This window comes from Streptomyces sp. ME02-8801-2C (assembly GCF_033793965.1).
Taxonomy (GTDB): Bacteria; Actinomycetota; Actinomycetes; order Streptomycetales; family Streptomycetaceae; genus Streptomyces.
In genome coordinates this window covers 48205-68664 of sequence record NZ_JARAXP010000008.1, presented here as the reverse complement: position 1 = coordinate 68664, position 20460 = coordinate 48205, and the positions used below count along the sequence as shown (strand labels likewise).

26 protein-coding genes are annotated in these 20460 nt (G+C 69.5%); 8 read left to right on the top strand and 18 right to left on the bottom strand.

Going from position 1 to position 20460, the window contains the following annotated elements:
- Positions 1-33: 33 nt before the first annotated feature.
- From PV396_RS26100 to PV396_RS26075, 6 genes are all read right to left on the bottom strand, one after another.
- On the bottom strand, positions 34-999 hold the full coding sequence (locus PV396_RS26100; RefSeq protein WP_319208580.1) for a folate-binding protein: 966 nt from the start codon (positions 997-999) through the stop codon (positions 34-36).
- Positions 1000-1021: 22 nt separating this feature from the next.
- Positions 1022-1486, bottom strand: a complete 465-nt coding sequence (locus PV396_RS26095) for a Fur family transcriptional regulator (RefSeq protein WP_319208579.1) — start codon at positions 1484-1486, stop codon at positions 1022-1024.
- A 272-nt stretch (positions 1487-1758) separates the two neighbouring features.
- Entirely contained in the window at positions 1759-2334 is a 576-nt protein-coding gene (locus PV396_RS26090; protein ID WP_319208578.1) for an FABP family protein, read from the bottom strand.
- A 328-nt stretch (positions 2335-2662) separates the two neighbouring features.
- Complete coding sequence (locus PV396_RS26085) at positions 2663-3550, bottom strand: hypothetical protein (RefSeq protein ID WP_319208577.1); 888 nt, start codon at positions 3548-3550, stop codon at positions 2663-2665.
- On the bottom strand, positions 3547-4386 hold the full coding sequence (locus PV396_RS26080) for a hypothetical protein (RefSeq protein WP_319208576.1): 840 nt from the start codon (positions 4384-4386) through the stop codon (positions 3547-3549). The genes PV396_RS26085 and PV396_RS26080 overlap by 4 nt, the downstream gene beginning before the upstream one ends.
- On the bottom strand, positions 4383-5141 hold the full coding sequence (locus tag PV396_RS26075; RefSeq protein WP_319208574.1) for a hypothetical protein: 759 nt from the start codon (positions 5139-5141) through the stop codon (positions 4383-4385). Before PV396_RS26075 ends, PV396_RS26080 begins: the two co-directional genes overlap by 4 nt.
- 113 nt (positions 5142-5254) lie before the next feature.
- On the opposite strand from PV396_RS26075, the gene PV396_RS26070 reads away from it, so the two are divergent.
- Complete coding sequence (locus tag PV396_RS26070; protein ID WP_319208573.1) at positions 5255-5617, top strand: DsrE family protein; 363 nt, start codon at positions 5255-5257, stop codon at positions 5615-5617.
- On the opposite strand, the gene PV396_RS26065 is transcribed toward PV396_RS26070, so the two are convergent.
- Together PV396_RS26065 and PV396_RS26060 are read right to left on the bottom strand one after the other, a co-directional pair.
- Positions 5614-5895 (bottom strand): DUF397 domain-containing protein, encoded by a 282-nt coding sequence (locus PV396_RS26065; protein ID WP_319208571.1) that lies wholly within the window; start codon positions 5893-5895, stop codon positions 5614-5616. The genes PV396_RS26070 and PV396_RS26065 overlap by 4 nt on opposite strands.
- Positions 5877-6719, bottom strand: coding sequence for a helix-turn-helix transcriptional regulator (locus PV396_RS26060; protein WP_319209302.1), 843 nt, complete (start codon positions 6717-6719; stop codon positions 5877-5879). The genes PV396_RS26065 and PV396_RS26060 overlap by 19 nt, the downstream gene beginning before the upstream one ends.
- Positions 6720-6887: 168 nt before the next feature.
- Here PV396_RS26060 and PV396_RS26055 point away from each other — a divergent pair, with 168 nt between their 5' ends.
- Positions 6888-7283: a hypothetical protein gene (locus PV396_RS26055; RefSeq protein WP_319208570.1), complete on the top strand. Its 396-nt coding sequence runs from the start codon at positions 6888-6890 to the stop codon at positions 7281-7283.
- Positions 7284-7311: 28 nt separating this feature from the next.
- On the opposite strand, the gene PV396_RS26050 is transcribed toward PV396_RS26055, so the two are convergent.
- From PV396_RS26050 to PV396_RS26015, 9 genes are all read right to left on the bottom strand, one after another.
- Entirely contained in the window at positions 7312-7695 is a 384-nt protein-coding gene (locus PV396_RS26050) for a VOC family protein (protein WP_319208569.1), read from the bottom strand.
- Between the two features lie 17 nt (positions 7696-7712).
- Positions 7713-7970 carry a DUF3099 domain-containing protein gene (locus tag PV396_RS26045; protein WP_319208567.1) on the bottom strand — a complete coding sequence of 86 codons (258 nt, stop codon included), beginning with the start codon at positions 7968-7970 and terminating at the stop codon, positions 7713-7715.
- Positions 7971-8065: 95 nt separating this feature from the next.
- Positions 8066-8353: a DUF1416 domain-containing protein gene (locus tag PV396_RS26040; protein WP_319208566.1), complete on the bottom strand. Its 288-nt coding sequence runs from the start codon at positions 8351-8353 to the stop codon at positions 8066-8068.
- A gap of 63 nt (positions 8354-8416) precedes the next feature.
- Positions 8417-9256, bottom strand: a complete 840-nt coding sequence (locus PV396_RS26035; RefSeq protein WP_319208565.1) for a sulfurtransferase — start codon at positions 9254-9256, stop codon at positions 8417-8419.
- A gap of 185 nt (positions 9257-9441) precedes the next feature.
- Positions 9442-9522 (bottom strand): Ms5788A family Cys-rich leader peptide, encoded by an 81-nt coding sequence (locus PV396_RS45190; protein ID WP_351335063.1) that lies wholly within the window; start codon positions 9520-9522, stop codon positions 9442-9444.
- 230 nt (positions 9523-9752) lie between these two features.
- Entirely contained in the window at positions 9753-10496 is a 744-nt protein-coding gene (locus PV396_RS26030; protein WP_319208563.1) for a DUF2993 domain-containing protein, read from the bottom strand.
- Between the two features lie 162 nt (positions 10497-10658).
- Positions 10659-11726 carry a hypothetical protein gene (locus tag PV396_RS26025; RefSeq protein ID WP_319208562.1) on the bottom strand — a complete coding sequence of 356 codons (1068 nt, stop codon included), beginning with the start codon at positions 11724-11726 and terminating at the stop codon, positions 10659-10661.
- 10 nt (positions 11727-11736) lie between these two features.
- On the bottom strand, positions 11737-11991 hold the full coding sequence (locus PV396_RS26020) for a MoaD/ThiS family protein (protein ID WP_319208560.1): 255 nt from the start codon (positions 11989-11991) through the stop codon (positions 11737-11739).
- A gap of 72 nt (positions 11992-12063) precedes the next feature.
- On the bottom strand, positions 12064-12966 hold the full coding sequence (locus PV396_RS26015) for an alpha/beta hydrolase (protein WP_319208559.1): 903 nt from the start codon (positions 12964-12966) through the stop codon (positions 12064-12066).
- A 260-nt stretch (positions 12967-13226) separates the two neighbouring features.
- Here PV396_RS26015 and PV396_RS26010 point away from each other — a divergent pair, with 260 nt between their 5' ends.
- The 6 genes from PV396_RS26010 to PV396_RS25985 all read left to right on the top strand — a co-directional run bounded on the left by PV396_RS26010 (position 13227) and on the right by PV396_RS25985 (position 19206).
- Positions 13227-14027 (top strand): response regulator transcription factor, encoded by an 801-nt coding sequence (locus PV396_RS26010; protein WP_319208558.1) that lies wholly within the window; start codon positions 13227-13229, stop codon positions 14025-14027.
- Positions 14028-14135: 108 nt separating this feature from the next.
- Positions 14136-15161: a LacI family DNA-binding transcriptional regulator gene (locus tag PV396_RS26005; RefSeq protein WP_319208556.1), complete on the top strand. Its 1026-nt coding sequence runs from the start codon at positions 14136-14138 to the stop codon at positions 15159-15161.
- Positions 15162-15301: 140 nt separating this feature from the next.
- Positions 15302-16690, top strand: coding sequence for a S1C family serine protease (locus PV396_RS26000; RefSeq protein ID WP_319208555.1), 1389 nt, complete (start codon positions 15302-15304; stop codon positions 16688-16690).
- 35 nt (positions 16691-16725) lie between these two features.
- A complete protein-coding gene (locus tag PV396_RS25995; protein WP_319208554.1) occupies positions 16726-16917 on the top strand; it encodes a hypothetical protein in 192 nt (63 codons plus the stop codon).
- Between the two features lie 97 nt (positions 16918-17014).
- Positions 17015-17752, top strand: coding sequence for a response regulator transcription factor (locus PV396_RS25990; protein WP_319208553.1), 738 nt, complete (start codon positions 17015-17017; stop codon positions 17750-17752).
- Positions 17749-19206: a HAMP domain-containing sensor histidine kinase gene (locus tag PV396_RS25985; RefSeq protein WP_319208552.1), complete on the top strand. Its 1458-nt coding sequence runs from the start codon at positions 17749-17751 to the stop codon at positions 19204-19206. Before PV396_RS25990 ends, PV396_RS25985 begins: the two co-directional genes overlap by 4 nt.
- A 177-nt stretch (positions 19207-19383) precedes the next feature.
- On the opposite strand, the gene PV396_RS25980 is transcribed toward PV396_RS25985, so the two are convergent.
- Positions 19384-20370: a helix-turn-helix domain-containing protein gene (locus tag PV396_RS25980; protein ID WP_319208550.1), complete on the bottom strand. Its 987-nt coding sequence runs from the start codon at positions 20368-20370 to the stop codon at positions 19384-19386.
- Between the last annotated feature and the right edge of the window lie 90 nt (positions 20371-20460).

Sequence of the window (20460 nt, the reverse complement as noted above, 5' to 3'; positions counted from 1 at the left end):
ACCCCATGACCCTGTGAACGCCGCGTACGGGAATTACGGCTCGACCACGACCTCCTGTGCGGCAGCCGTCGTATCGGCGACGAGTCGCGCGTCCACCGCGACGTTCCGCTTCACGAGCGCGAGCGCGACCGGGCCCAGCTCGTGGTGTCGTACGGACGTCGTGATGAACCCGATCTTCCGCCCGTCGGGACCGTCGTCCGCGAGGCGGATCTCCGTGCCGGCCGGGGGCAGGTGGACCTCGCTGCCGTCGAGGTGCAGGAACACGAGCCGGCGCGGCGGCTTGCCCAGGTTCTGGACCCGGGCGACCGTCTCCTGGCCCCGGTAGCAGCCCTTCTGCAGATGCACCGCCGTGCCGATCCAGCCCAGCTCGTGCGGGATGGTCCGGTGGTCGGTCTCGAAGCCGAGGCGCGGCCGGTGCTGCTCGACCCGCAGCGCCTCGTACGCCAGCAGCCCCGCCGCGGGCCCGGCCTTCTCGGCGTACGACTCCAGATCGGCGCGGGGCAGGAACAGATCACGCCCGTACGCCGTCTCCCGTACGACGACACCGGCCGGCACCTCGGCGATGGCTCCCGCGGGCAGGTGAACGACCGCGAACTCGCCCGTCCGGTCGGCGACTTCGACCCGGTAGAAGAACTTCATCGACTCCAGGTAGGCGATCAGCGCCTCCTGGGTTCCGGGCTCCACATGGGCCCAGGTGGTCGTGCCGTCGTCGACGAGATACAGCGCGTGCTCGATGTGACCGTGCGCGGACAGCACCAGCGCCTCGGTGGCCTGGCCCACGGGCAGGTCGCTGACGTGCTGGGTGAGCAGCAGGTGCAGCCAGCTCAGCCGGTCGTCGCCGGTGACGGTGAGTACGCCCCGGTGGGAGAGGTCGACGAAGCCGACACCCTCGGCGAGGGCACGCTGTTCGCGGAACAGTTCGCCGTAGTGCGCGGCGACGCCTTCGTCCACCCCCTCGGCGGGAACGGCGCCGGGCAGGGACAGCAGGGGGCTCTTCATGCACACAAGCCTACGACGACGCCTACGAGTCGGTAGTTGAACCCTTGAGTTCCTTGAGGGCCCTGGGCGCCTTGAGCGAGCAGTCCTTGCAGCGGCCGAAGATCGCGAAGTGCTTCATGTCGGTCTCGAACCCGAAGTCCTCGCGAAGCTTGGCGGTGAAGTCCGCGGCGACGGACACATCCGTCTCGATCACGTTGTCGCAGTCGCGGCAGACGAGATGGATGTGATGATGCCGGTCGGCGAGATGGTAGGTCGGGGCGCCGTGGCCGAGATGGGCGTGGCTGACCAGCCCCAGCTCCTCCAGCAGCTCCAGGGTCCTGTAGACCGTGGAAATATTGACCCCCGAGGCCGTCTTCCGCACTTCCACGAGGAGATCGTCGGGGGTCGCGTGCTCAAGGGTGTCCACGGCTTCGAGGACAAGCTGTCGCTGCGGGGTCAGCCGGTAACCGCGCTGCCGCAGATCACTTTTCCAGTCGGTGCTCACCACAGTCCCCAGTGTAGGAGTGTCGGCGTCCATCACGGACAGCGCGGCAGCCAGTCCGGGCGATCTCCTCGTGCACCCTGATCGGTCACTGACCGTGATACAAAGAGACCGAACGCCCTGGGCTCGCCTCTGTTGCACGCCACCCGGGGCACAGCTTTTCAAACCCCCGGCCGCACTCACGTGCTGCCGGGGGTTTTGCGTTTCACGCATCGCGGCACGCGATTGGCCCCGGCATCGGGATGCCGGGGCCAATCGAAGAAGTGAACCAGCAACGCCTACTTGAAGAACGCGATCCCGTCGTCCGGCATGTCGTCCGGCAGGGCCTTCGCCCAGCGTTCGACGTCCTCCGGGGTGACGACCTTCTTCAGCTGCGCCGACATGTACGGGCGCAGCTCGACGTCCGGGGTCTGCTTCTCGCCGACCCACATCAGGTCGCTGTTCACGTACCCGTACAGGCGCTTGCCGCCGCTGTACGGCCCCGAGGCCGCCGTCCGCGCCACGGCGTCGGTCACGATGTCGATCTGCGGCTTCTTGGCGGCCAGCTCGCCGTACCAGACCTCGACGACACCGTCCTGGCGGACCATGACGACCTTGACCTTGCGGTCGGCGTCGATCCGCCAGTAGCCGGACTCCGACTCCAGCGGCCTGACCTTGTTGCCCTCGGCGTCCAGCACCCACGTGTGGGAGTGGTACTCCAGGAAGTCGCGTCCGTCGTGCGTGAAGCTGACCTCCTGCCCGAAGTTGCACTTCTCGGACCCGGGGAAGTCGTGCACACCCGCGCCTGCCCAGTTGCCGAGCAGGAAGACGAGGGGCACGAGGTCCTTGTGAAGGTCGGACGGGATCTCGATCATGAGCGACGGTTCCTGTGATTCCTGGAGACGGGGGTCGGCTGATTCCTGGAGACAGTGGTCAGCGCTGGCCCTGGTACAGCTTCTTGACCGTCAGACCGGCAAAGGCGAGAACGCCGACGGCGACCAGAACAAGCAGGGCTTCGAAGAATGCCTCAAGCACGGGGTGCTCCTCGGACGAGACGATCGGGTGGGCGCGGGGCCCGGTTGTGTACGGGGACCGGGCCCCACTCTAGTCGGGTGGGGCCCGGAGCTCTCGCCCAGGTCGGGACGGACCGGCAGCGGTCCTGGTGAAGGACCTGGCGGAGGCCTCGGCGGAGGCCTTGACGGCCTAGCCGAGCAGCTGGCCCTGCAGGACCACCGTCTGCTGGAACGGGACCGCCTCGGCCGTGCCCTTCCTGGACTGGAGGATCACCGCGTAGACGTCCCCCGCGGAGAGGTAGGCCTGGCGGTCCTGCTCGGCGCCGTACGGCTTCGCCTCGACGTAGGCCGTGCGAGAGACCTGCGCGACGGAGGCCGCCTCGGGGAAGTCCTCGTCGTAGAGGGTTTCGGTGGCACCCTTCACCTGGTAGCGCGGGCTGGTGTACGCGACGGCGTCGCTGGCGAACTCCGTCTCCACGACGTTCGCCGTATCGAACTGGAGCAGATAGACGCGGGTCCGAGTACCGTCCGGAGTGGTCCAGCCGCGGGCCGCGATGTGCCGCAGACCGGTGTCGACGAGTTTCTGCCCGAGCTCGTCCCGCTCCTCCTTCACCGGGTATTCCGCCAGGTACTCCTTTGCCGTCAGCCAGCCGTCCGAGCCTCGCAGTGCCTTGTCCTCCTTCGCCCCCTCGGGCGCGGGCACGACGAGGGCTCGCAGATCGGCGTAGTGCGCGCCCACGGCGTTGCCCTCGGCGAAGGGCCCTGGGCTGCCGGAGGGCAGCGGCGGCTTGGTGAGCCGGGGGAATATCCAGCGGCCGTCGGACTTGGTGGCCAGTCCCGGCAGGTCCGTACGTTCCAGTCCGGTGATCCCGTACGCCGTCGCCGTCGCGGTCACGGCGAAGACGCCGAGAGCCAGGGTCCAGCGCAGGACGGCGGACAGAACCCGCCGGTCCTTGCCCACCGGCGGCGCCTCGGGGGCAGGCTGTGCCGCGCCGAGGGGTGGTCCTTCGCCGACGGCCGGAGCATTTTCAGCGTGCCCCGGGTTGTCCATGTCCATGACGTTCGGCTGCTCGGTCATACCGCTTCCCCCGGCTCAGTGATGCGGTCGAGTTGAGTGCGCAGCAGTGTCGTGACGCCCTCGGTGACCATGGGGTTCGGACCGTACGCCGTGGCGGTGACCAGAACGTCGCCCACGTAGGCGGAGCAGAGCATCATGTCGAGGGCTTCCTCGTCGTCCCCCGGCAGCCGGTAGCATCCGGCGTTCTTCTCGTAGCCCTTGATCTTCGGGACATCGCTGAAGACGTCCAGCGAGGCGAGGAACCTGTTCTGGGCTGTCGAGCTCGCGCGTACGGCGGCCCTGTTCTCCATCTGGGCGAGCACGATGCTCACGGAGTACATGCCGTCGCTCCGGTACCCGTTCGACTCCTGGCTGTAGTAGCTGCGCATTGCCATGCCCTTGATGCGCTGGCGGTCGATCGCCTTCTCCAACTGCTTGCGCTGAGCTCGGGGCAGGCCGCTCACCGCCTCCTTCCGCAGAGCGGTGGCCTGGGCGCCGCCGAGTTGCGCGTCGGAGCCGAACTCCGCGAGGTCGGGGCCCTCGGACCAGCTGTCGCCGCTGTACGGCACGAGCACGCCCGCGAGCCCCGGCCGGGCGGTCACCTTCTCCTCCTCGGCCTTGACCTGCGGGAACTTCCAGGTCGGAGCACCCGCGTCTCGGTCTGCGCCCCGCACGGTCACCACCGTGTGGGCCACCCCGGCGACCAGTGCCCCGGCCAGCAGCACGCAGGCTGTGACGGCGGCGACGCGCCCGCGACGCGCCGGCTTCCCCGCCCGCACGACGACCGGCGCGACTGGTTCCGCTGCTTGAGGATCGGCCTCGCGCTTGTCGTGCTCCTGTATCTCGTGGTCGCTCACAGCCGCTCCATCTGCCGTTCCGCCAGATCCAGGATCGTCTTCCCGGCGATCGGCTTGGTGTCGTGGACCCAGATCTCCATCGCGACATCCCCGCGCCGGGCATGTGCCTCGGCCGCGTACTGCGTGACGTATCCGGGCTCGGTGTACGGCCGGGTGTGGACGTAGGCCATTCCGTCACCGGTGCCGGGGATGGCCCAACTGTCGGTGCTGGTACCGCTTTCGGCCCAGTCCTGATGGCTGGAGCTGGACTCGGCGGCAGCCTTGCTGTCCTCCTGCCGAAACTGAACCAGCCGGATCTCCACTCTGTGCGAGCCGCCGGTCTCCCAACCGACGACGGCCGCCCGGCGGAACTCCTTGTTGACGAGGTCGATGAACTTCTCGCCTGGCTCGGTGAAGTCCTCGGAGTACGCGGCGATGTCCAGCCAGCCGTCGGTGCCTTCCAGCCGGTCGGACTCCTTCGCCCCAGCCGGCTTCCTCAGCAGCAGCTTCCGCAGGTCACCGTCGGTCCTCACCCGCCGGTCCTGCGCCGCGGACAACGGCTCCGGCCCGTCCCCCTCGGCCTGCGCGAGCACGTCCTGCGAGATCGGGGGCAGCGCGGTGGGCTCGCGGTCAGCCTGTACGAGGTAACCGGCACAGATGCCGGCGATAAGGCCGAGTACGGCCGCCGAGGCGATCAGCAGAGCGGTGCGACCACCGCGCCGACGCCGACGCGCGGGTACGTCTGATAACTGCGGTACTTCCAAGATGTCCCCCACACAACGCAACGCACGGATTCCGTATCCGCGCGCACAGGAGACCCATGGTCAACACACAGAGTTGTAGGGGAGTTGATTACGATTCGGACTACCGTCCGGCCTACCATGCGGCCATGGCGAAGAAGCTCGTGATCAAGGTGACCGCGGGGGCCGACGCCCCCGAGCGCTGCTCGCAGGCGTTCACGGTGGCGGCGGTGGCCGTGGCCAGCGGGGTCGAGGTGTCGTTGTGGCTGACCGGGGAGTCGGCGTGGTTCGCGCTGCCCGGACGGGCCGCCGAGTTCGAGCTGCCGCACGCGGCGCCGCTGCCCGACCTGATCGACTCGGTGCTGGCCGCGGGGCGCCTCACCCTGTGCACGCAGTGCGCGGCCCGGCGTGACATCACCGAGAAGGACGTCATCGAGGGCGTACGGATCGCCGGCGCGCAGGTGTTCGTACAGGAGGCGATGACGGAGGGGACGCAGGCGCTCGTCTACTAGAGCCGGCCGCCCTTGACCCCACCTACGAAGACCGACCAGGCGCCGGCCTCGATGAGGAGGGCGCCACGGTCGGGGTCCTTACTGTCCCGGACGGGGACGATGGCGGGGAGGTTGGAGGCGACCTCGATGCAGTTGCCGCCGTTTGAGTTGCTGTAGCTGCTCTTACGCCAGGCGGCAGCGCTGAGGAAGTCGTCGGAGACCTCGATGCACTGGCCGCCGTCCGAGTTGCTGTAGCTGCTCTTACGCCATGTCACGCTGCTCAGGTCGATGGCTCGCACGGCACTTCCTCCAACATCCGCAGGACGAATATCCGCGACTCGGCCAGGGACAGCGCCAGGTCACGTACCGCATCATATGTCCGTTGCAGACGCTCAACCCGGCTGGTTTCCTCGATCAGTTCACCTCGTACGTCGTTCTCGGCGTAGGCCACGGTACGGCCGTCCAACAGCCGCAGAAACATCACGTCTGTGCTCACCAGACCGTGTGGACCGGCGCTGAACGGCAATACATGAAGCGTGATGTTCGGATGATCCACAGCCTCCGCCAGGAACCCCAGCTGCTCCCGCCATTCACGTGAGTCACGCAGTGACGTGCGCAGCACCGCCTCGGAGAGAACAACGCGGAACGGCGGAGAGTCATCTCCTTCCAGCAACTTCCGTCGCCCTGCGCGCGCTTCGACCTGCTGATCCAGCTCCTCCCCCTTGATGCCGCCTGCCGCGAGCGCCTCACGGGCGTATGCGTCCGTCTGGAGAAAGCCCGGCGGCCTGCTCACGGCGTAATGCCACAGGCTCACCGCCTCGCTCTCCAGCATCATGTACCGCCGATACTGCTCCTTGAACTGCGTCGGGTCCCCAACCGCCAGTTCCCACAAGGTGAGCAGCAACCCGCCCGTCCCATAATGCTGATCCAACGCCTGAGCCACCTCCGGACTCCCCAGCGTCGCCCCGCTCTCCAGCTTGCCGAACAGCGACGCGTCCCAGCCCAGCGTTTCCGCGAGCTGCCGCAGGCTCTCCCCCCGCTCCTGGCGGAGTAACCGCAGCTCCTCCGCGAACCGTCGCCTGGGCTCCTGGCTTCGCCCTGTGATCACCCTTCTCGACGGCATCGCACTCCTTCTGTGGAATTTGTGGAACTTGCGCCTCCAGCCGCCGAACAACCGCCGGTCAGCGGCGTTTTGGCCGCGCGGATGGACCATGCTCACCCTGAACCCGAATACGCAGAGTAGTACAAACACCGCATTCCGTATAGAAGTTGGATGAAAGGAACGGGTCTCATGACAACCGAGCCCACGACATCCTTCGAGCCCGGCGCGCTGCTCCACGACCCGGAGACGGACAGAGTGGGCGAGTACCAGGCCACCGTCGGCCCGTACGCGCTGCTGCGCCCCGTCGGCGGCGGCCGCGAGTGGCAGGCGGCCCCGACGTCACTCCGCGTGGCCACGCCCGAGCAGCGGCTCAGCGCCGGCGTACGCGCGGCCAACGAACGTGCGGGGCGGGCCACTTGGGGCTACGCGGAGCTGGACCGCCCACCCGTACCAGTGGCCGACTGCGAGACGTGCGCCGAAGTGGCCGCGCTGCGGAGGGCCGCGCAAGCGGCATCGGACGCCAGCGCGGAGACCGACGCCGACGTCCTGATGCGCAGGCACCACCGGGCGGCGCACGGAGCGTGATCTGCGACCCCGCCCGCGCGATGAGAGTTCAGTGCGTTTCCGTCCACAGGCAGAACGGGTGGCCCGCCGGGTCCAGCAGGACTCGTACGTCGTCCTGCGGCTGGTGTTCGTGGAGATGTGCGCCTTCCGACACCGCCCTCGCCGTCTCGCCCTCCAGGTCGTCGACCTCGATGTCCAGGTGGAGCATCATCTGCTGGTCCCCGGGGTTCCGGGTGAACCAGACCGGCGGGACGTACGCCCGTTCCGTCTCGAAGGCGAGGGAGATGCCCTCCGTGCCGGGCGGGGGGCCGATGAGGACCCAGTCGGGCTCCTCGCGGCGGATCTCGTAGCCGAGGAGGCGGAGGAAGAAGCCGGCCAGTTCGTGCGCGTCATGCGCGTCCACCGTGACGGCGGACACTCTCGTACGTCCCACGGGGACCCCCTCTGCCGCTACCGCCGCTTCTTGCCGTCCAGTTCGTCCCACCACTCGTCCGACTTGGCGTCGCCCGACGGGTCGTCCCACCAGCGGTCGTCCGGGCCTCGACGGTTGGCGACGATCGCCGCCAGGGGCGGGATCACCATCGCCACCACGCACATCCCGACCGCCACCGGCATCGACCAGAGGCGTACGACTCCCCAGGCCAGGACGAAGAGCGTGATGCAGGTGCCCATCATGGCGAAATACACGTGCCGGCGACGTGCGTACATACGTCCAGGATAAATCCGTAGGTGCGCACACGGCGAAGGGCCGTGCTCCTGAGGTGACCCCAGGAGCACGGCCCTTCGTCGAGCTGTGCCCGTCGTCAGACGGCGATCGCGACCTCCGCGAGGCCGCCCGTCTCCGCGACGACCGTGCGGTCCGCCGTGCCGCCCGGGACCAGGGCGCGGACGGTCCAGGTGCCCTCGGCCGCGTAGAAGCGGAACTGTCCGGTCGCCGAGGTCGGGACCTCGGCGGTGAACTCGCCGGTCGAGTCGAGGAGGCGGACGTATCCGACCACCGGCTCGCCGTCGCGGGTCACCTGACCCTGGATCGTGGTCTCACCGGGCTTGATCGTCGAGGCGTCCGGGCCGCCGGCCTTCGCTCCACACATGTCTTTCTCCAGATTCAGAGGGTCTGACCGGAAGGAAGGCCGGTCGGGTTGGGCTGGGGTCTCTTACTTGTTGGCGCCGAGCTCGATCGGAACGCCGACGAGGCTGCCGTACTCGGTCCAGGAGCCGTCGTAGTTCTTGACGTTCTCCACACCGAGCAGCTCGTGCAGGACGAACCAGGTGAGCGCGGAACGCTCACCGATGCGGCAGTACGCGATGGTGTCCTTGGCGAGGTCGACCTGCTCGTCGGCGTAGAGCTCCTTGAGCTCGTCGTCCGACTTGAACGTGCCGTCGTCGTTGGCGTTCTTCGACCACGGGATGTTGCGGGCGGACGGGACGTGGCCCGGGCGCTGCGACTGCTCCTGCGGGAGGTGGGCAGGGGCGAGCAGCTTGCCGCTGAACTCGTCGGGCGAGCGCACGTCGACCAGGTTCTGCGTGCCGATGGCCGCCACGACGTCGTCGCGGAAGGCGCGGATCGACTTGTTCTGCGGCTTGGCCTTGTAGTCGGTGGCGGGACGCGAGGGAACCTCTTCCACCAGCTCGCGGGCGTCCAGCTCCCACTTCTTGCGGCCGCCGTCGAGCAGCTTGACGCTGTCGTGGCCGTACAGCTTGAAGTACCAGTAGGCGTACGAGGCGAACCAGTTGTTGTTGCCGCCGTACAGGACCACGAGGGTGTCGTTGCCGATGCCCTTCGCCGAGAGGAGCTTCTCGAAGCCCTCCTGGTCGATGAAGTCACGGCGGACCGGGTCCTGGAGGTCCTTGGTCCAGTCGATCCGGATGGCGTTGCGGATGTGGTTCTTCTCGTAGGCGGACGTGTCCTCGTCCACCTCGACGATGGCGATGTCGGCGTTGTCGAGGTTGGCCTCGACCCAGTCGGCGTCTACCAGGACGTCGCTGCGGCTCATGCTGTTTCTCCTCCGGGGCAGTTGCGGCGGGGTACTGCGTGGTGCGTGAGCAGAGGGGTACGTACGTGTCGGTCGTACCCGGTCGTGTGCGGTCAGGCCTGCTACGACGCGCGCACGAGGGCCCTGGGGACAGGGCGCCGGGGGGACGCGGGAGGGATGCGCTGCTGGACGCCGCGCGCTCCCGCTCAGAAAGGGCGACAGAGCATGGCGGCGACGCGGCACAGGTCTACTGCCCGCCGCTTCGTGAGGTCCGCCTGTCGCTGCATAGCGTCGATCGTAGGGACGGATCGCCGGGGATGTCACCGGCGTGTCGCATGCTGAGATGCGATCGTCCGCGATGTGAGATCGGGGGGTGGGGAGGTGGTTGCGCGCGGGGGGCGGTGGGCCGGAAGGCGGGGTGTGTTCGGCGGTCCATCTGCGGTACGGACGATGCCGTCTCGCCAGTTGGACGCCCTGCTCGCCCCCGGGTGCCTGCCCGGCCGTCCCCCGCTCCCAGCTACCCCGCGAGGCCGACGTTCGAACCCTTCACCTGGATGTCCACGCCGGACTTCGCCACCTCTACCGCGTCCAGCTTGATACCGCCCGGCAGGCCGTCGATCTTCTGTTCGAAATCCGTCACCACCCGCGTCGTGCCGTCGGCGAGTTCAACACCGAAGTTGGGCGGTGTGTCCGCACTCACCTTCACTGTGTCACCCGCGACCGAGACCGTGCCGAGGACGGACACCGGCTGGGCCAGCTTCTCGCCGTTCACCGTCGCCTCGACGGTCACCTTGATCTTGCCGTTGCCGCCGTCCGACAGTCCCACGACCGACGCGGTCACACCGGGGACCACCTCCACGGGCCCCGACTCGGCCGACTTGGCCGCCTTCAGCAGCTCGGGGTACGTGATGGTCGCGCTGCCGGTGGCCGTGGCCGCGGTGGCGGAGCTGTAGTCGCCGGTGAACGCGACGTCGCGCATCTGGGCGTTCAGGTCGTCGATGCGGATGCCCTGGCCGGAGGTGCCCGTGGTGGCCTCGTAGCCCTTGATGCCGACCTTGACGTCGTCCAGTTCGCCGCCGGCGACCTGGGTGAGGAAGGGGAAGCCGTTGATCGAGACGTCCGGGGTGGTCGTCAGGCCCTCGCTGGTCTTCAGGCGGTCCGCGACCTCGTCCTCCGCGAAGCCGACGGCGAGGCGGTCGGCGATCACGAAGAGGCCGCCGAGGGTCACGGCGACTATGAGGAGTATCCGGAGTGCACGCATGTTCGTGACGGTACCCGGGGTCGCTGTGTTCTCGCCCCCGCCGCCCCTACCCGTCCCATCCCTGGGGGCTGCGCCCCCAGACCCCCCTACGGCCCTGAACGGGCCTTGTCCTCAAACGCCGGACGGGCTGCGAGTGCCGGCCGGGGTTGAGAAGTGTCGCCCTCAGATCAGGGCCCGGCCCACCAAGTACACCGCCGGGGCCGCCGCCGCCAACGGTAGGGCCACTCCCGCTGTGAAGTGGACGAACCTTGACGGGTAGTCGTAGCTCGCCACCCGGTGTCCGATCAGGGCGCAGACTCCAGCCGCCGCTCCGAGCAGCGCGCCCCCTGTGCCCAGGTCCGTCATTCCGCCTGTCGCGATTCCGGCCCCCGCCGCCGCCAGCAGGGCGACCACCACCGAGGCCGGGGTCGGCAAGGGGAGTGCGCGGGCCAGGACCGCCGCGGCGACCGCCGCCGCCCCGACCGTCACCGCGTCCGGGTCCGCCGCGAGGTAGCCGGTCGCGATGATCGCCAGTGCCGCCGAGGCGACCGTCGCCATCAGGCCCGACATCCGGGTGTCCGCGTCCGCGTGCGAGCGGAGTTGCAGGACGAGGGTGAGCAGTACCCAGACCCCGAGCGTGCCCAGTATCGCCGCCGGCGCGTTCTCGCGGCCCGCCGCCAGCAGGGCGATGTCGGCCGTCACCGCGCCCGCGAAGGCGAGGGCGATGCCCTGGCGGGCGGGCCACATCCCGTTCAGCCGGAACCAGCCGGCCGCCGTGACCGCCTGCAGGATCACCAGCGGCACGACAAGGGTGTACGACCCGATGGCCGCCGTACCGGAGAGCAGGAGTCCCAGGACCGCGGTGAGGGCGGCGGGCTGGATGCCGGGCTCGATGATCGGCGAGCGTCCCTCCAGCCGGGCCCGCTGCGCGTCGGTGACCCGGGAGTTGCCGGCGATGGTGGCGGGACCGTATCCGGCGTCCGGGGACTCCGCAGGGCTTCCCTGGGGCGGTAGGTACGGGGGCTCCGGGGCCGGCGGGGGTGTGGTCACCGGGGCCTGCATCTGGGTCTCCCAGGTCTGGCCCTGCCACTGCTGCGTGTACTGCTGCTGCTCCTGCGGGTCCTCGTACGGCTGCGCCTGCTGCTGACCCGGCCACGGCTGGGCAGGGGGTTGCTGTTGCTGGTACGGGTCGTACCCCTGGCCCTCGTACGGACCGCCGTACTGCTGCCCATACGGCTGCTGGTTGCTCATAGTGCTGCGCTCACCCTCCTGCGAACGGTGGGAGCACCTCGACCGTGCCGCCCTCGGCCAGCCGTACCGTCTCATGTTCGCGGGTGCCCACGGGGTCACCGTCGATGAGGAACGAGCATCGGCGCAGGACGCGGTCGAGTTCGCCGGGGTGTCGCTCGCGGACCTGATCGAGCGCCTCGGCGAGGGTGGCCGCGTCGTACGGCTCCTCGGCGGTCCCGGCCGCGGCCTTCGCGGCGGCCCAGTAGCGCACCGTGACCTTTGCCATCTCTGCTTCCTCGATCGGTCGGCGGTCAATCGGCGTCAACCGGCAGTCAACTGCCTGTGACACCGCCCAAGGCTAGCCCGCCCGGGAGACCGCCCAGTCCCCGATCCGGCGCAACAGCCCGTCCTCCGCCGCGTGCTCCGCGTGGCCCATTCCCGGCTCGAGCCACAGTTCGCCCGCGTCCCCGGCCGCTGCGGCGAGCATCCGGGGGTGGTCCACCGGGAAGTAGCCGTCCCGGTCGCCGTGCACGATCAGCAGCGGGGTCGGCGCTATCCGCGCCGCGGCTTCCACGGGAGACAGCGGCACCGGGTTCCAGTCCCGGTGGTGGATCCGCGTCCGGAGACCGTAGCGGCCCACCAGTCGGCCCTCGGGGCGGGTCACCAGCCAGTGCACGCGCCGCATGGGGGCCGTACCCCGGTAGTACCAGCGGGCCGGCGCGCTCACCGAGACCACCGCGTCCACGTCCGACGCCGCCTCCGTGCGCCCCCTGCGCTCCCGCCGACCGGGACCGCCGTGGAGCGCGGCATGGCGCAGGACCACCGAGCCGCCCATCGAGAATCCGACCGTCGCCACCCGCGTGTGCCCGAGCTCACGTGCCCAGCGGACGGCGGCGGCCAGATCGAGGACCTCGCGGTCGCCGACCGTCGAGCGTCCGCCCGACGCCCCGTGCCCCCGGAAGGAGAACGTCAGCACGGCCCCGTACTGCGCGAACACCTCCGCCACCCGTCGAACGTGCGGCCGGTCCGCGTCCCCGGTGAAGCCGTGGGCGACGACGAACAGGAGATGATCGGAAGATGGCGTCGAGGCGTCGGATCCGTCGCCGGATCCGTCGTATACAACGCCTCCCGGCTCGTATACGGCATCGATCGTCACCCCGTCGTCGGTGGTCAGAAACCTGCGCAGAGGGGCTCGACGGGCCGTCTCAGAGTTCGGGACGGTCAAAGATCGCGTCACATGACCTGCCGGACCAGTGCTCATGTGGGCTATTGTGCTGGGCAGAGGACTCGGGCAGCGCAGCCCCCGAGTCCTTTTGTGCTTTCGGGGCCGCTGTATACGAAGCGGGTTACACGCAGCCGAACGCTGTGGGAAACCGCAGGTGTACGCCGGGCCGGAGCGCACAGCAGTGCCGCAGACGTCCTCGCAGGGACCGAGGAGGAACCAGACGTTATGGGCGAGCGAACCGAGAACGACCCTATGCACGACCGTGTGGCGACGACGATCCGGGTAGGTGGGACGCGATGAGTTCACTTCTCCTGCTGACCAACGCCCTCCAGCCGTCGACGGAGGTGCTTCCCGCTCTCGGCCTGCTGCTGCACAACGTGCGCGTGGCTCCGGCGGAGGGACCCGCTCTCGTCGACACCCCCGGTGCCGACGTCATCTTGATCGACGGCCGGCGTGATCTGCCCCAGGTGCGCAGCCTGTGCCAGCTCCTGCGCTCCACCGGGCCCGGCTGTCCGCTGATCCTCGTCGTCACCGAGGGCGGTCTCGCGGCCGTCACCGCCGACTGGGGCATTGACGACGTTCTCCTCGACACCGCCGGTCCGGCAGAGGTCGAGGCCCGCCTGCGGCTCGCCATGGGACGCCAGCAGATCGTCAACGACGACTCCCCCATGGAGATCCGCAACGGTGACCTGTCGGTCGACGAGGCGACGTACAGCGCGAAACTGAAGGGCCGGGTCCTCGACCTCACCTTCAAGGAGTTCGAGCTGCTGAAGTACCTGGCCCAGCACCCTGGCCGCGTCTTCACGCGCGCGCAGCTCCTCCAGGAGGTCTGGGGCTACGACTACTTCGGCGGCACCCGCACGGTCGACGTGCACGTACGACGGCTGCGCGCGAAGCTCGGACCCGAGCACGAGGCGCTGATCGGGACCGTCCGGAACGTCGGTTATCGATTCGTTACGCCGGAGAAGGGCGAGCGCGCGACCGACGAGGCGAAGGCCAAGGCGGCCCTCGCGAAGTCGGACGATGCGGGCGTTACGGGCGATACGGCGGCCCTGGACGCGGTCGCGGAGTCGTCAGAGGTCAGCGCGGAGGCGTAACCCACGGTACGCGGGTGACGGCGCACGGCACGGTGCGCGCTCCGGGCAGGTGGAACGGGCTCCTGACGCCCCTGCCCAGAGCGGGTCCATCCGCGTAGACTCCGCGGCGTGGCCAAGGTGACTAGGGATGATGTGGCTCGGCTGGCGGGGACCTCCACCGCCGTCGTCAGCTATGTCATCAACAACGGACCCCGGCCGGTTGCCCCGGCCACGCGCGAGCGTGTCCTCGCCGCTATCAAGGAACTGAGCTACCGGCCCGACCGGGTGGCCCAGGCGATGGCGTCGCGGCGCACGGACCTCATAGGCCTGATCGTGCCGGACGCGCGCCAGCCCTTCTTCGGGGAGATGGCGCACGCTGTCGAACAGGCCGCGTCCGAGCGCGGAAAGATGGTGCTGGTCGGCAACTCCGACTACGTCGCCGAACGCGAGGTCCACTATCTGCGGGCCTTCCTCGGTATGCGGGTCTCCGGGCTGATCCTCGTCAGCCACGCCCTCAACGACAACGCGGCGGCGGAGATCGAGGCCTGGGACGCCCGGGTCGTCCTCCTGCACGAGCGGCCCGAGGCCATCGACGACGTCGCCGTCGTCACGGACGACCTCGGCGGCGCCCACCTCGCCGTCCGCCACCTGCTGGAGCACGGTTACGAGTACGTCGCCTGTATCGGCGGCGTCGCCGAGACCCCGGCGGTCGGCGACCCGGTCTCCGACCACGTCCAGGGCTGGCGGCGCGCGATGGACGAGGCCGGTGTCTCCACGGAGGGCCGCCTCTTCGAGGTCCTCTACAACCGGTACGACGCCTACAAGGCCGCCCTCGAGATCCTCGCCGACCCGAGCACCCGCCCCCCGGCCATCTTCTGCTCCACCGACGACCAGGCGATCGGCCTGCTGCGGGCGGCGCGCGAGCTGCGGATCGACGTTCCCGGCGAGCTGGCGGTGGCCGGCTTCGACGACATCAAGGAAGCGTCGCTGGCGGACCCGCCCCTCACCACCGTCGCCTCCGACCGCTCGGCCATGGCCCGCGCGGCCGTCGACCTGGTCCTCGACGACGGGGTACGGGTGGCGGGCTCGCGCCGTGAGCGGCTGAAGCAGTTCCCGTCCCGGTTGGTGACCCGGCGTTCCTGCGGCTGCGAATAGCCGCTCGTCTCCGCTCAGCGGGTCTCTCATCCGTCTCTCATCGGCGCAACGGCCGTCCTTATATCGGGCGAACGAGCTTCTGCCGGGCTTCTCAGGGAGCACTCAGCCAGCTCTCATGCTGGCGGGCCAAGCTCTGTTCCATGACCGAGAGCTTCCGCCGCAGCGGCGAGTACGAGACCCCCCAGGGCCACGAGCCGCAGTCCGCGTACCCCCAGCAGCCCGTTGCCTCCTCTCCCGTGAACCCCGAGTGGCCGCCCCCGCCGGCGTACGAGCCGCCGACGGTCCAGCAGCCCGCGTACCAGGAGCAGACCGCTCCGCGGGCGCCGCAGGCATCGCAGGCCCCCCAGGCCTCCGAGGCACCGCAGGCATCGCAGGCCCCCCAGGCCTCCCAGGCACCGCAGGCCTCCCAGGCACCGCAGGGATGGCAGGCGCCCCAGGCAACGCAGGCGCCGCAGGCACCGCAGGCACCGCAGGCCCCGCAGGCCTCCCGGGCTCCGCAGGCCTCCCGGGCTCCGCAGCAGCAGCCCGCGGCCACCGCGACGATGTTCGCGGGCGCCCCGGCCGCTCCCGGCGCCCCGGGTGGCCCGGGCGGCCCGATCGGCGGGGCACCCGCCGTCCCCGTCGTCCCCGCCGCGCGCAAGAAGCGCGCCAAGGGCCCCTTCGCCCTCCTCGCCGCCGTGGCGATCGTCGCCGCGGCGATAGGCGGCGGCACGGCGTACGGCATCCAGGAGCTGACCAACTCGGACACCGCCGTCACCTCCAGCAGCACCAGCACCAACGTGGTGCCGTCGAGCGCCAAGGGCACGGTCGCCGGGGTCGCCGCCGCCGTCAGCCCCAGCATCGTCGAGATCAACGCGACCTCGAACGCGGGTTCGTCGACCGGCTCGGGCGTGATCATCACGTCCGACGGCGAGATCATCACCAACAACCACGTCATCGCGGACGCCTCGTCGATCAAGGTGTCGACGAGCGACGGCAAGACGTACACCGCGAAGGTCGTCGGCACCGACAGCAAGAAGGACCTGGCCCTCATCAAGCTGGAGAACGCCTCCGGCCTGAAGGTCGCGACCCTCGGCAACTCCGCCGGCGTCCAGGTCGGCGACCAGGTCGTGGCGATCGGCTCCCCCGAGGGGCTGACCGGCACGGTCACCAGCGGGATCGTGTCCGCGCTCAACCGTGACGTCACGGTCGCCACGGAGGGTGGCCAGGGCCAGGACCAAGGCCAGGGCCAGCAGCAGTGGCAGGGCGGCGACGGCTGGCCGTTCGAGTTCGGCGGCCGGCAGTTCAACGGCGACACCGGTTCGTCCACCACGACCTACAAGGCCCTTCAGACGGACGCGTCCCTCAACCCCGGCAACTCCGGCGGCGCGCTCATCGACATGAACGGCAACATCATCGGCATCAACTCCGCGATGTACTCGGCGGCTTCGTCCTCGTCGGACGCGGGCAGCACGGGGCTCGGCTTCGCCATCCCGATCAACACCGTCAAGTCCGACCTGGCGACGCTGCGCTCGGGCTCCACCAGCTGAGGCAGTCACCAGCAGCAGAGACAGAGGGGTACGTCATGATCAATCAGGTTTCGCACCAGCTGACCGCCGGTACGGCGGCCACCGGCCCGGCCTCCCTGGACCTCGCCCTGGGCGTGGCCTACGCCCTGCACCCGCCGACGAACCGGGCGCCGGAGATCGCGACGGTCAAGCGCGCGGCGGCCGGCCGCAGGACGACGGCACGCAGCCGCCGTACCGCGCGCGGCTGACCGCCCCCGCAGCGATCACTTCTCTCCGCAGCAGACCGGAAACGTGCGAGGCTGAAGCCGCCCGGCACGTCCCACCGCACCCGAGGAATCCACGACCATGAGCCCCGCCGAAGGCGACCGTGACCCCCAGCGCATCCTGATCGTCGACGACGAGCCGGCGGTGCGCGAAGCACTCCAGCGCAGCCTCGCCTTCGAGGGGTACGACACGGAGGTCGCGGTCGACGGCGCGGACGCGCTGGAGAAGGCGACGGCGTACCAGCCCGACCTGGTCGTCCTCGACATCCAGATGCCCAGGATGGACGGCCTCACGGCGGCCCGACGCATGCGCGGCGCGGGCACGACCACGCCCATCCTGATGCTGACCGCCAGGGACACGGTCGGCGACCGGGTGACGGGCCTGGACGCGGGAGCCGACGACTACCTGGTCAAGCCCTTCGAACTCGACGAACTCTTCGCCCGGGTACGGGCCCTGCTGCGCCGCAGCTCCTACGCGGCGGCGGCCGTCGCCGGCAGCCTCCCCGACGACGAGTCCCTGACCTTCGCCGACCTGCGCATGGACCTCGCGACCCGCGAGGTGACGCGCGGCGGCCGGGCGGTGGAACTGACCCGCACGGAGTTCACCCTCCTGGAGATGTTCCTGGCCCACCCGCGCCAGGTCCTCACCCGGGAACAGATCCTGAAGGCGGTCTGGGGCTTCGACTTCGAACCGTCCTCCAACTCCCTCGATGTGTACGTGATGTACCTGCGCCGCAAGACGGAAGCGGGCGGCGAGCCGCGCCTCGTCCACACGGTGAGGGGCGTGGGTTACGTACTTCGACAGGGTGGCGCGGAATGAGCCGGGTGGTACGGCGGTACCAGTCCCTTCCGATCCGGTCCCGGCTGGCGTTGCTGGTGGCGGCGGCGGTGGCGTTCGCGGTGGGCGCTGTCTCGGTGGCCTGCTGGTTCATCGTGCAGGGGAAACTGTACGAACAGGTCAACAACGATTTGCAGCAGATGGTGAACAGGCCGGGCATCCTCAATCAGGTGCTCAACGAGTGCTCCCAGACCCCGCTGCAGAACGACAGTCGGGGGCCCGTCCCGAACAGTTACGTCCAGCTCATCAAGGTCAAGGGCGATCCCTGCGTCACCCCGTTCTCCAAGGGCACGGTCCGGGTGACCAAGAGCGACCGGGACCTGATCACGGACGCGACGGAGTCCGGCCAGCACATCTTCCGCAACGGGAGCGACGAGGACGGCAATTCCGTACGCGTGCTGTCGGTGTTCCTCGGCGTGGACTCCTCCGACGGACAGCGGGTCGCCGTGCTCGTCGCGACTCCCCTCCACGGCACCCAGTCCACTCTCAACGAGCTTGCGCTGATCCTCCTTCTCGTCTCCGGAGTCGGAGTGCTCGGCGCCGGCGCCGCCGGGCTCGCGGTGGCACGGGCCGCCCTCCGGCCCGTCGACAAGCTCACCGAAGCCGTCGAGCACGTGGCCCGTACCGATGACCTGACCGTTCGTATCCCGGTCGAGGACGAGAGTGACGACGAGGTCGCCCGCCTCTCCCGTTCCTTCAACTCCATGACCTCCGCCCTCGCCAACTCCCGTGAGCTGCAACAGCAGTTGATCGCCGACGCCGGTCACGAACTCCGCACCCCCCTCACCTCCCTCCGCACCAACATCGAACTCCTCACCCGCAGCGAGGAGACGGGCCGCCCGATCCCCGAGGCCGACCGCAAGGCGCTGCTCGCCTCGGTGAAGGCCCAGATGACCGAACTGGCCGCCCTGATAGGCGACTTGCAGGAGCTGTCCCGGCCGGAGGGCCAGCAGGGAGAGCGCGTCCAGGTGGTCCCCCTGCAGGACACCGTCGAATCGGCGTTGCGCCGCGCTCGACTCCGCGGCCCCGAGCTGACGATCACCGCGGACATCCAGCCCTGGTTCGTCCGGGCGGAGCCCACCGCCCTGGAGCGGGCGGTGGTCAACATCCTGGACAACGCGGTGAAGTTCAGCCCCGAAGGCGGCACGATCGAGGTGGGGCTCACGTCCGGTGTCCTCACGGTCCGCGACCACGGCCCCGGAATCCCCGCCGACGAGATCCCCCACGTCTTCGACCGCTTCTGGCGCTCCCCGAGCGCACGAGCACTGCCGGGCTCCGGCCTGGGCCTGTCCATCGTCGCCCGTACGGTGCAACAGGCGGGCGGTGAGGTCACGTTGGCCCGCGCGGCGGGCGGCGGCACGGTGGCCACCGTGCGGCTGCCGGGGGCGGCGGTTCCGCCGCCGGATGCGGTGCCGGGAGAGCTTGAGCAGTCATGACCGGTGACTGTGACCGGTGATGCCGGGTTTCCTCGGACGCGGAGCTGAGCAGATCGGGTCGGTCAGCTCCGCGCCCGAGGTGTTCCCCCGTTGCGGGAACAACAATGCCCTGGCGCCGCTCTGTTGTCGTTCGCAGCCGGTGCACAGTTTCTTGGCACTGCGTCTACTTCAGGCCAGTCAGCTTCCCTCGGCCAGCGTCCGCTGCCGGTGGTCACGGGGTGAGATCCCGTACGCCGATCGGAAGGCGCGGGTGAAGTCGGAGGCCCGGGGGTAGCCCCAGCGGGCCGCGATCGTGTGGATCGGCGTACCGAGCAGGGCCGGGTTCGACAGGTCTCGGTGGGCGTTTTCCAGCCGTCGGCGGCGGATCCACGCCGCGACCGGTTCACCCTGGGTCTGCTGCTGGAAGATGCGGTGCAGATAGCTGAGCGAGATGTTGTGGGCGGCGGCTATGACGGGCGGTGTCAGTTCTGGGTCGTGCAGGTTCTGCCGGATGAAGTCCTGGACGCGCTGTGCCATGGCCCTGCCCCGGCTCTCCGGTGACAACGCGGCCTCCGCTTCCAGGAGTTGCGCGAACCAGGCCGACATGAGGTCGAGGACGACCGTGCCGAGGCGGGGCGCGTCGGAGGGCTGCAGGGTGCCGGACTGGCGTTCCAGGCCGACGACGAAGTCCGCCAGGAGAGAGCCGACCCCCTCCTGCCCGGGCAGTCGCCGGCCCAGCAACTCCCGTACGCGGTGCGGTGGCAGGGGCAGCAGCGACTTGGGGAAGTCCACGGCCATTCCGGTGACGACGCCGCCCTGCCGGTCGTCCGCCGACCTGACGTCGTACGGCTGCGAGCTGTCGGCCAGGTGCAGGTCACGTGCGGTGAACGTGCTGGCCTGCCCGACGTGGTCGAGTGCCAGCCCGCCGTCCATCAGCAGCGTCAGGTGGTAGAACTCGGGGTCGGCCTGGCGGACCATTTTGGCGGTCCGCCGGTAGCGCGTCGGCTTGAACGACAGCTGGCTCACGATGACCGGCCCCAGCTCCAACAGCCGCTGCTCAGCCCAGAATTCGGCGGCGTGCTCGCTGACGAGCGCGCTGGAGCGCGTCCGGCCGACCAGTTCCTGCCAGTAGTCGAATCTGTCTCCCGCAGGCACGTCCGCCGTACGGAACACCGTCCCGATCATTCCGTTTCCTTTCCGCTCCCCGTTCTTCGACTTCTCGGCACGGCAACCTTTTCCCCCTCGGCGGCGACCGCCAAGTGACGTGGTTCCCCC

Coding starts and splice junctions, on each gene's coding strand:
- PV396_RS26100 (WP_319208580.1), bottom strand. CDS start 999: ATGAAGAGCCCCCTGCTGTCCCTGCCCGGCGCCGTTCCCGCCGAGGGG.
- PV396_RS26090 (WP_319208578.1), bottom strand. CDS start 2,334: ATGATCGAGATCCCGTCCGACCTTCACAAGGACCTCGTGCCCCTCGTC.
- PV396_RS26085 (WP_319208577.1), bottom strand. CDS start 3,550: ATGACCGAGCAGCCGAACGTCATGGACATGGACAACCCGGGGCACGCT.
- PV396_RS26070 (WP_319208573.1), top strand. CDS start 5,255: ATGGCGAAGAAGCTCGTGATCAAGGTGACCGCGGGGGCCGACGCCCCC.
- PV396_RS26060 (WP_319209302.1), bottom strand. CDS start 6,719: ATGCCGTCGAGAAGGGTGATCACAGGGCGAAGCCAGGAGCCCAGGCGA.
- PV396_RS26055 (WP_319208570.1), top strand. CDS start 6,888: ATGACAACCGAGCCCACGACATCCTTCGAGCCCGGCGCGCTGCTCCAC.
- PV396_RS26045 (WP_319208567.1), bottom strand. CDS start 7,970: ATGTACGCACGTCGCCGGCACGTGTATTTCGCCATGATGGGCACCTGC.
- PV396_RS26040 (WP_319208566.1), bottom strand. CDS start 8,353: ATGTGTGGAGCGAAGGCCGGCGGCCCGGACGCCTCGACGATCAAGCCC.
- PV396_RS26035 (WP_319208565.1), bottom strand. CDS start 9,256: ATGAGCCGCAGCGACGTCCTGGTAGACGCCGACTGGGTCGAGGCCAAC.
- PV396_RS45190 (WP_351335063.1), bottom strand. CDS start 9,522: ATGCAGCGACAGGCGGACCTCACGAAGCGGCGGGCAGTAGACCTGTGC.
- PV396_RS26030 (WP_319208563.1), bottom strand. CDS start 10,496: ATGCGTGCACTCCGGATACTCCTCATAGTCGCCGTGACCCTCGGCGGC.
- PV396_RS26025 (WP_319208562.1), bottom strand. CDS start 11,726: ATGAGCAACCAGCAGCCGTATGGGCAGCAGTACGGCGGTCCGTACGAG.
- PV396_RS26020 (WP_319208560.1), bottom strand. CDS start 11,991: ATGGCAAAGGTCACGGTGCGCTACTGGGCCGCCGCGAAGGCCGCGGCC.
- PV396_RS26015 (WP_319208559.1), bottom strand. CDS start 12,966: ATGAGCACTGGTCCGGCAGGTCATGTGACGCGATCTTTGACCGTCCCG.
- PV396_RS26010 (WP_319208558.1), top strand. CDS start 13,227: ATGAGTTCACTTCTCCTGCTGACCAACGCCCTCCAGCCGTCGACGGAG.
- PV396_RS26000 (WP_319208555.1), top strand. CDS start 15,302: ATGACCGAGAGCTTCCGCCGCAGCGGCGAGTACGAGACCCCCCAGGGC.
- PV396_RS25995 (WP_319208554.1), top strand. CDS start 16,726: ATGATCAATCAGGTTTCGCACCAGCTGACCGCCGGTACGGCGGCCACC.
- PV396_RS25990 (WP_319208553.1), top strand. CDS start 17,015: ATGAGCCCCGCCGAAGGCGACCGTGACCCCCAGCGCATCCTGATCGTC.
- PV396_RS25985 (WP_319208552.1), top strand. CDS start 17,749: ATGAGCCGGGTGGTACGGCGGTACCAGTCCCTTCCGATCCGGTCCCGG.
- PV396_RS25980 (WP_319208550.1), bottom strand. CDS start 20,370: ATGATCGGGACGGTGTTCCGTACGGCGGACGTGCCTGCGGGAGACAGA.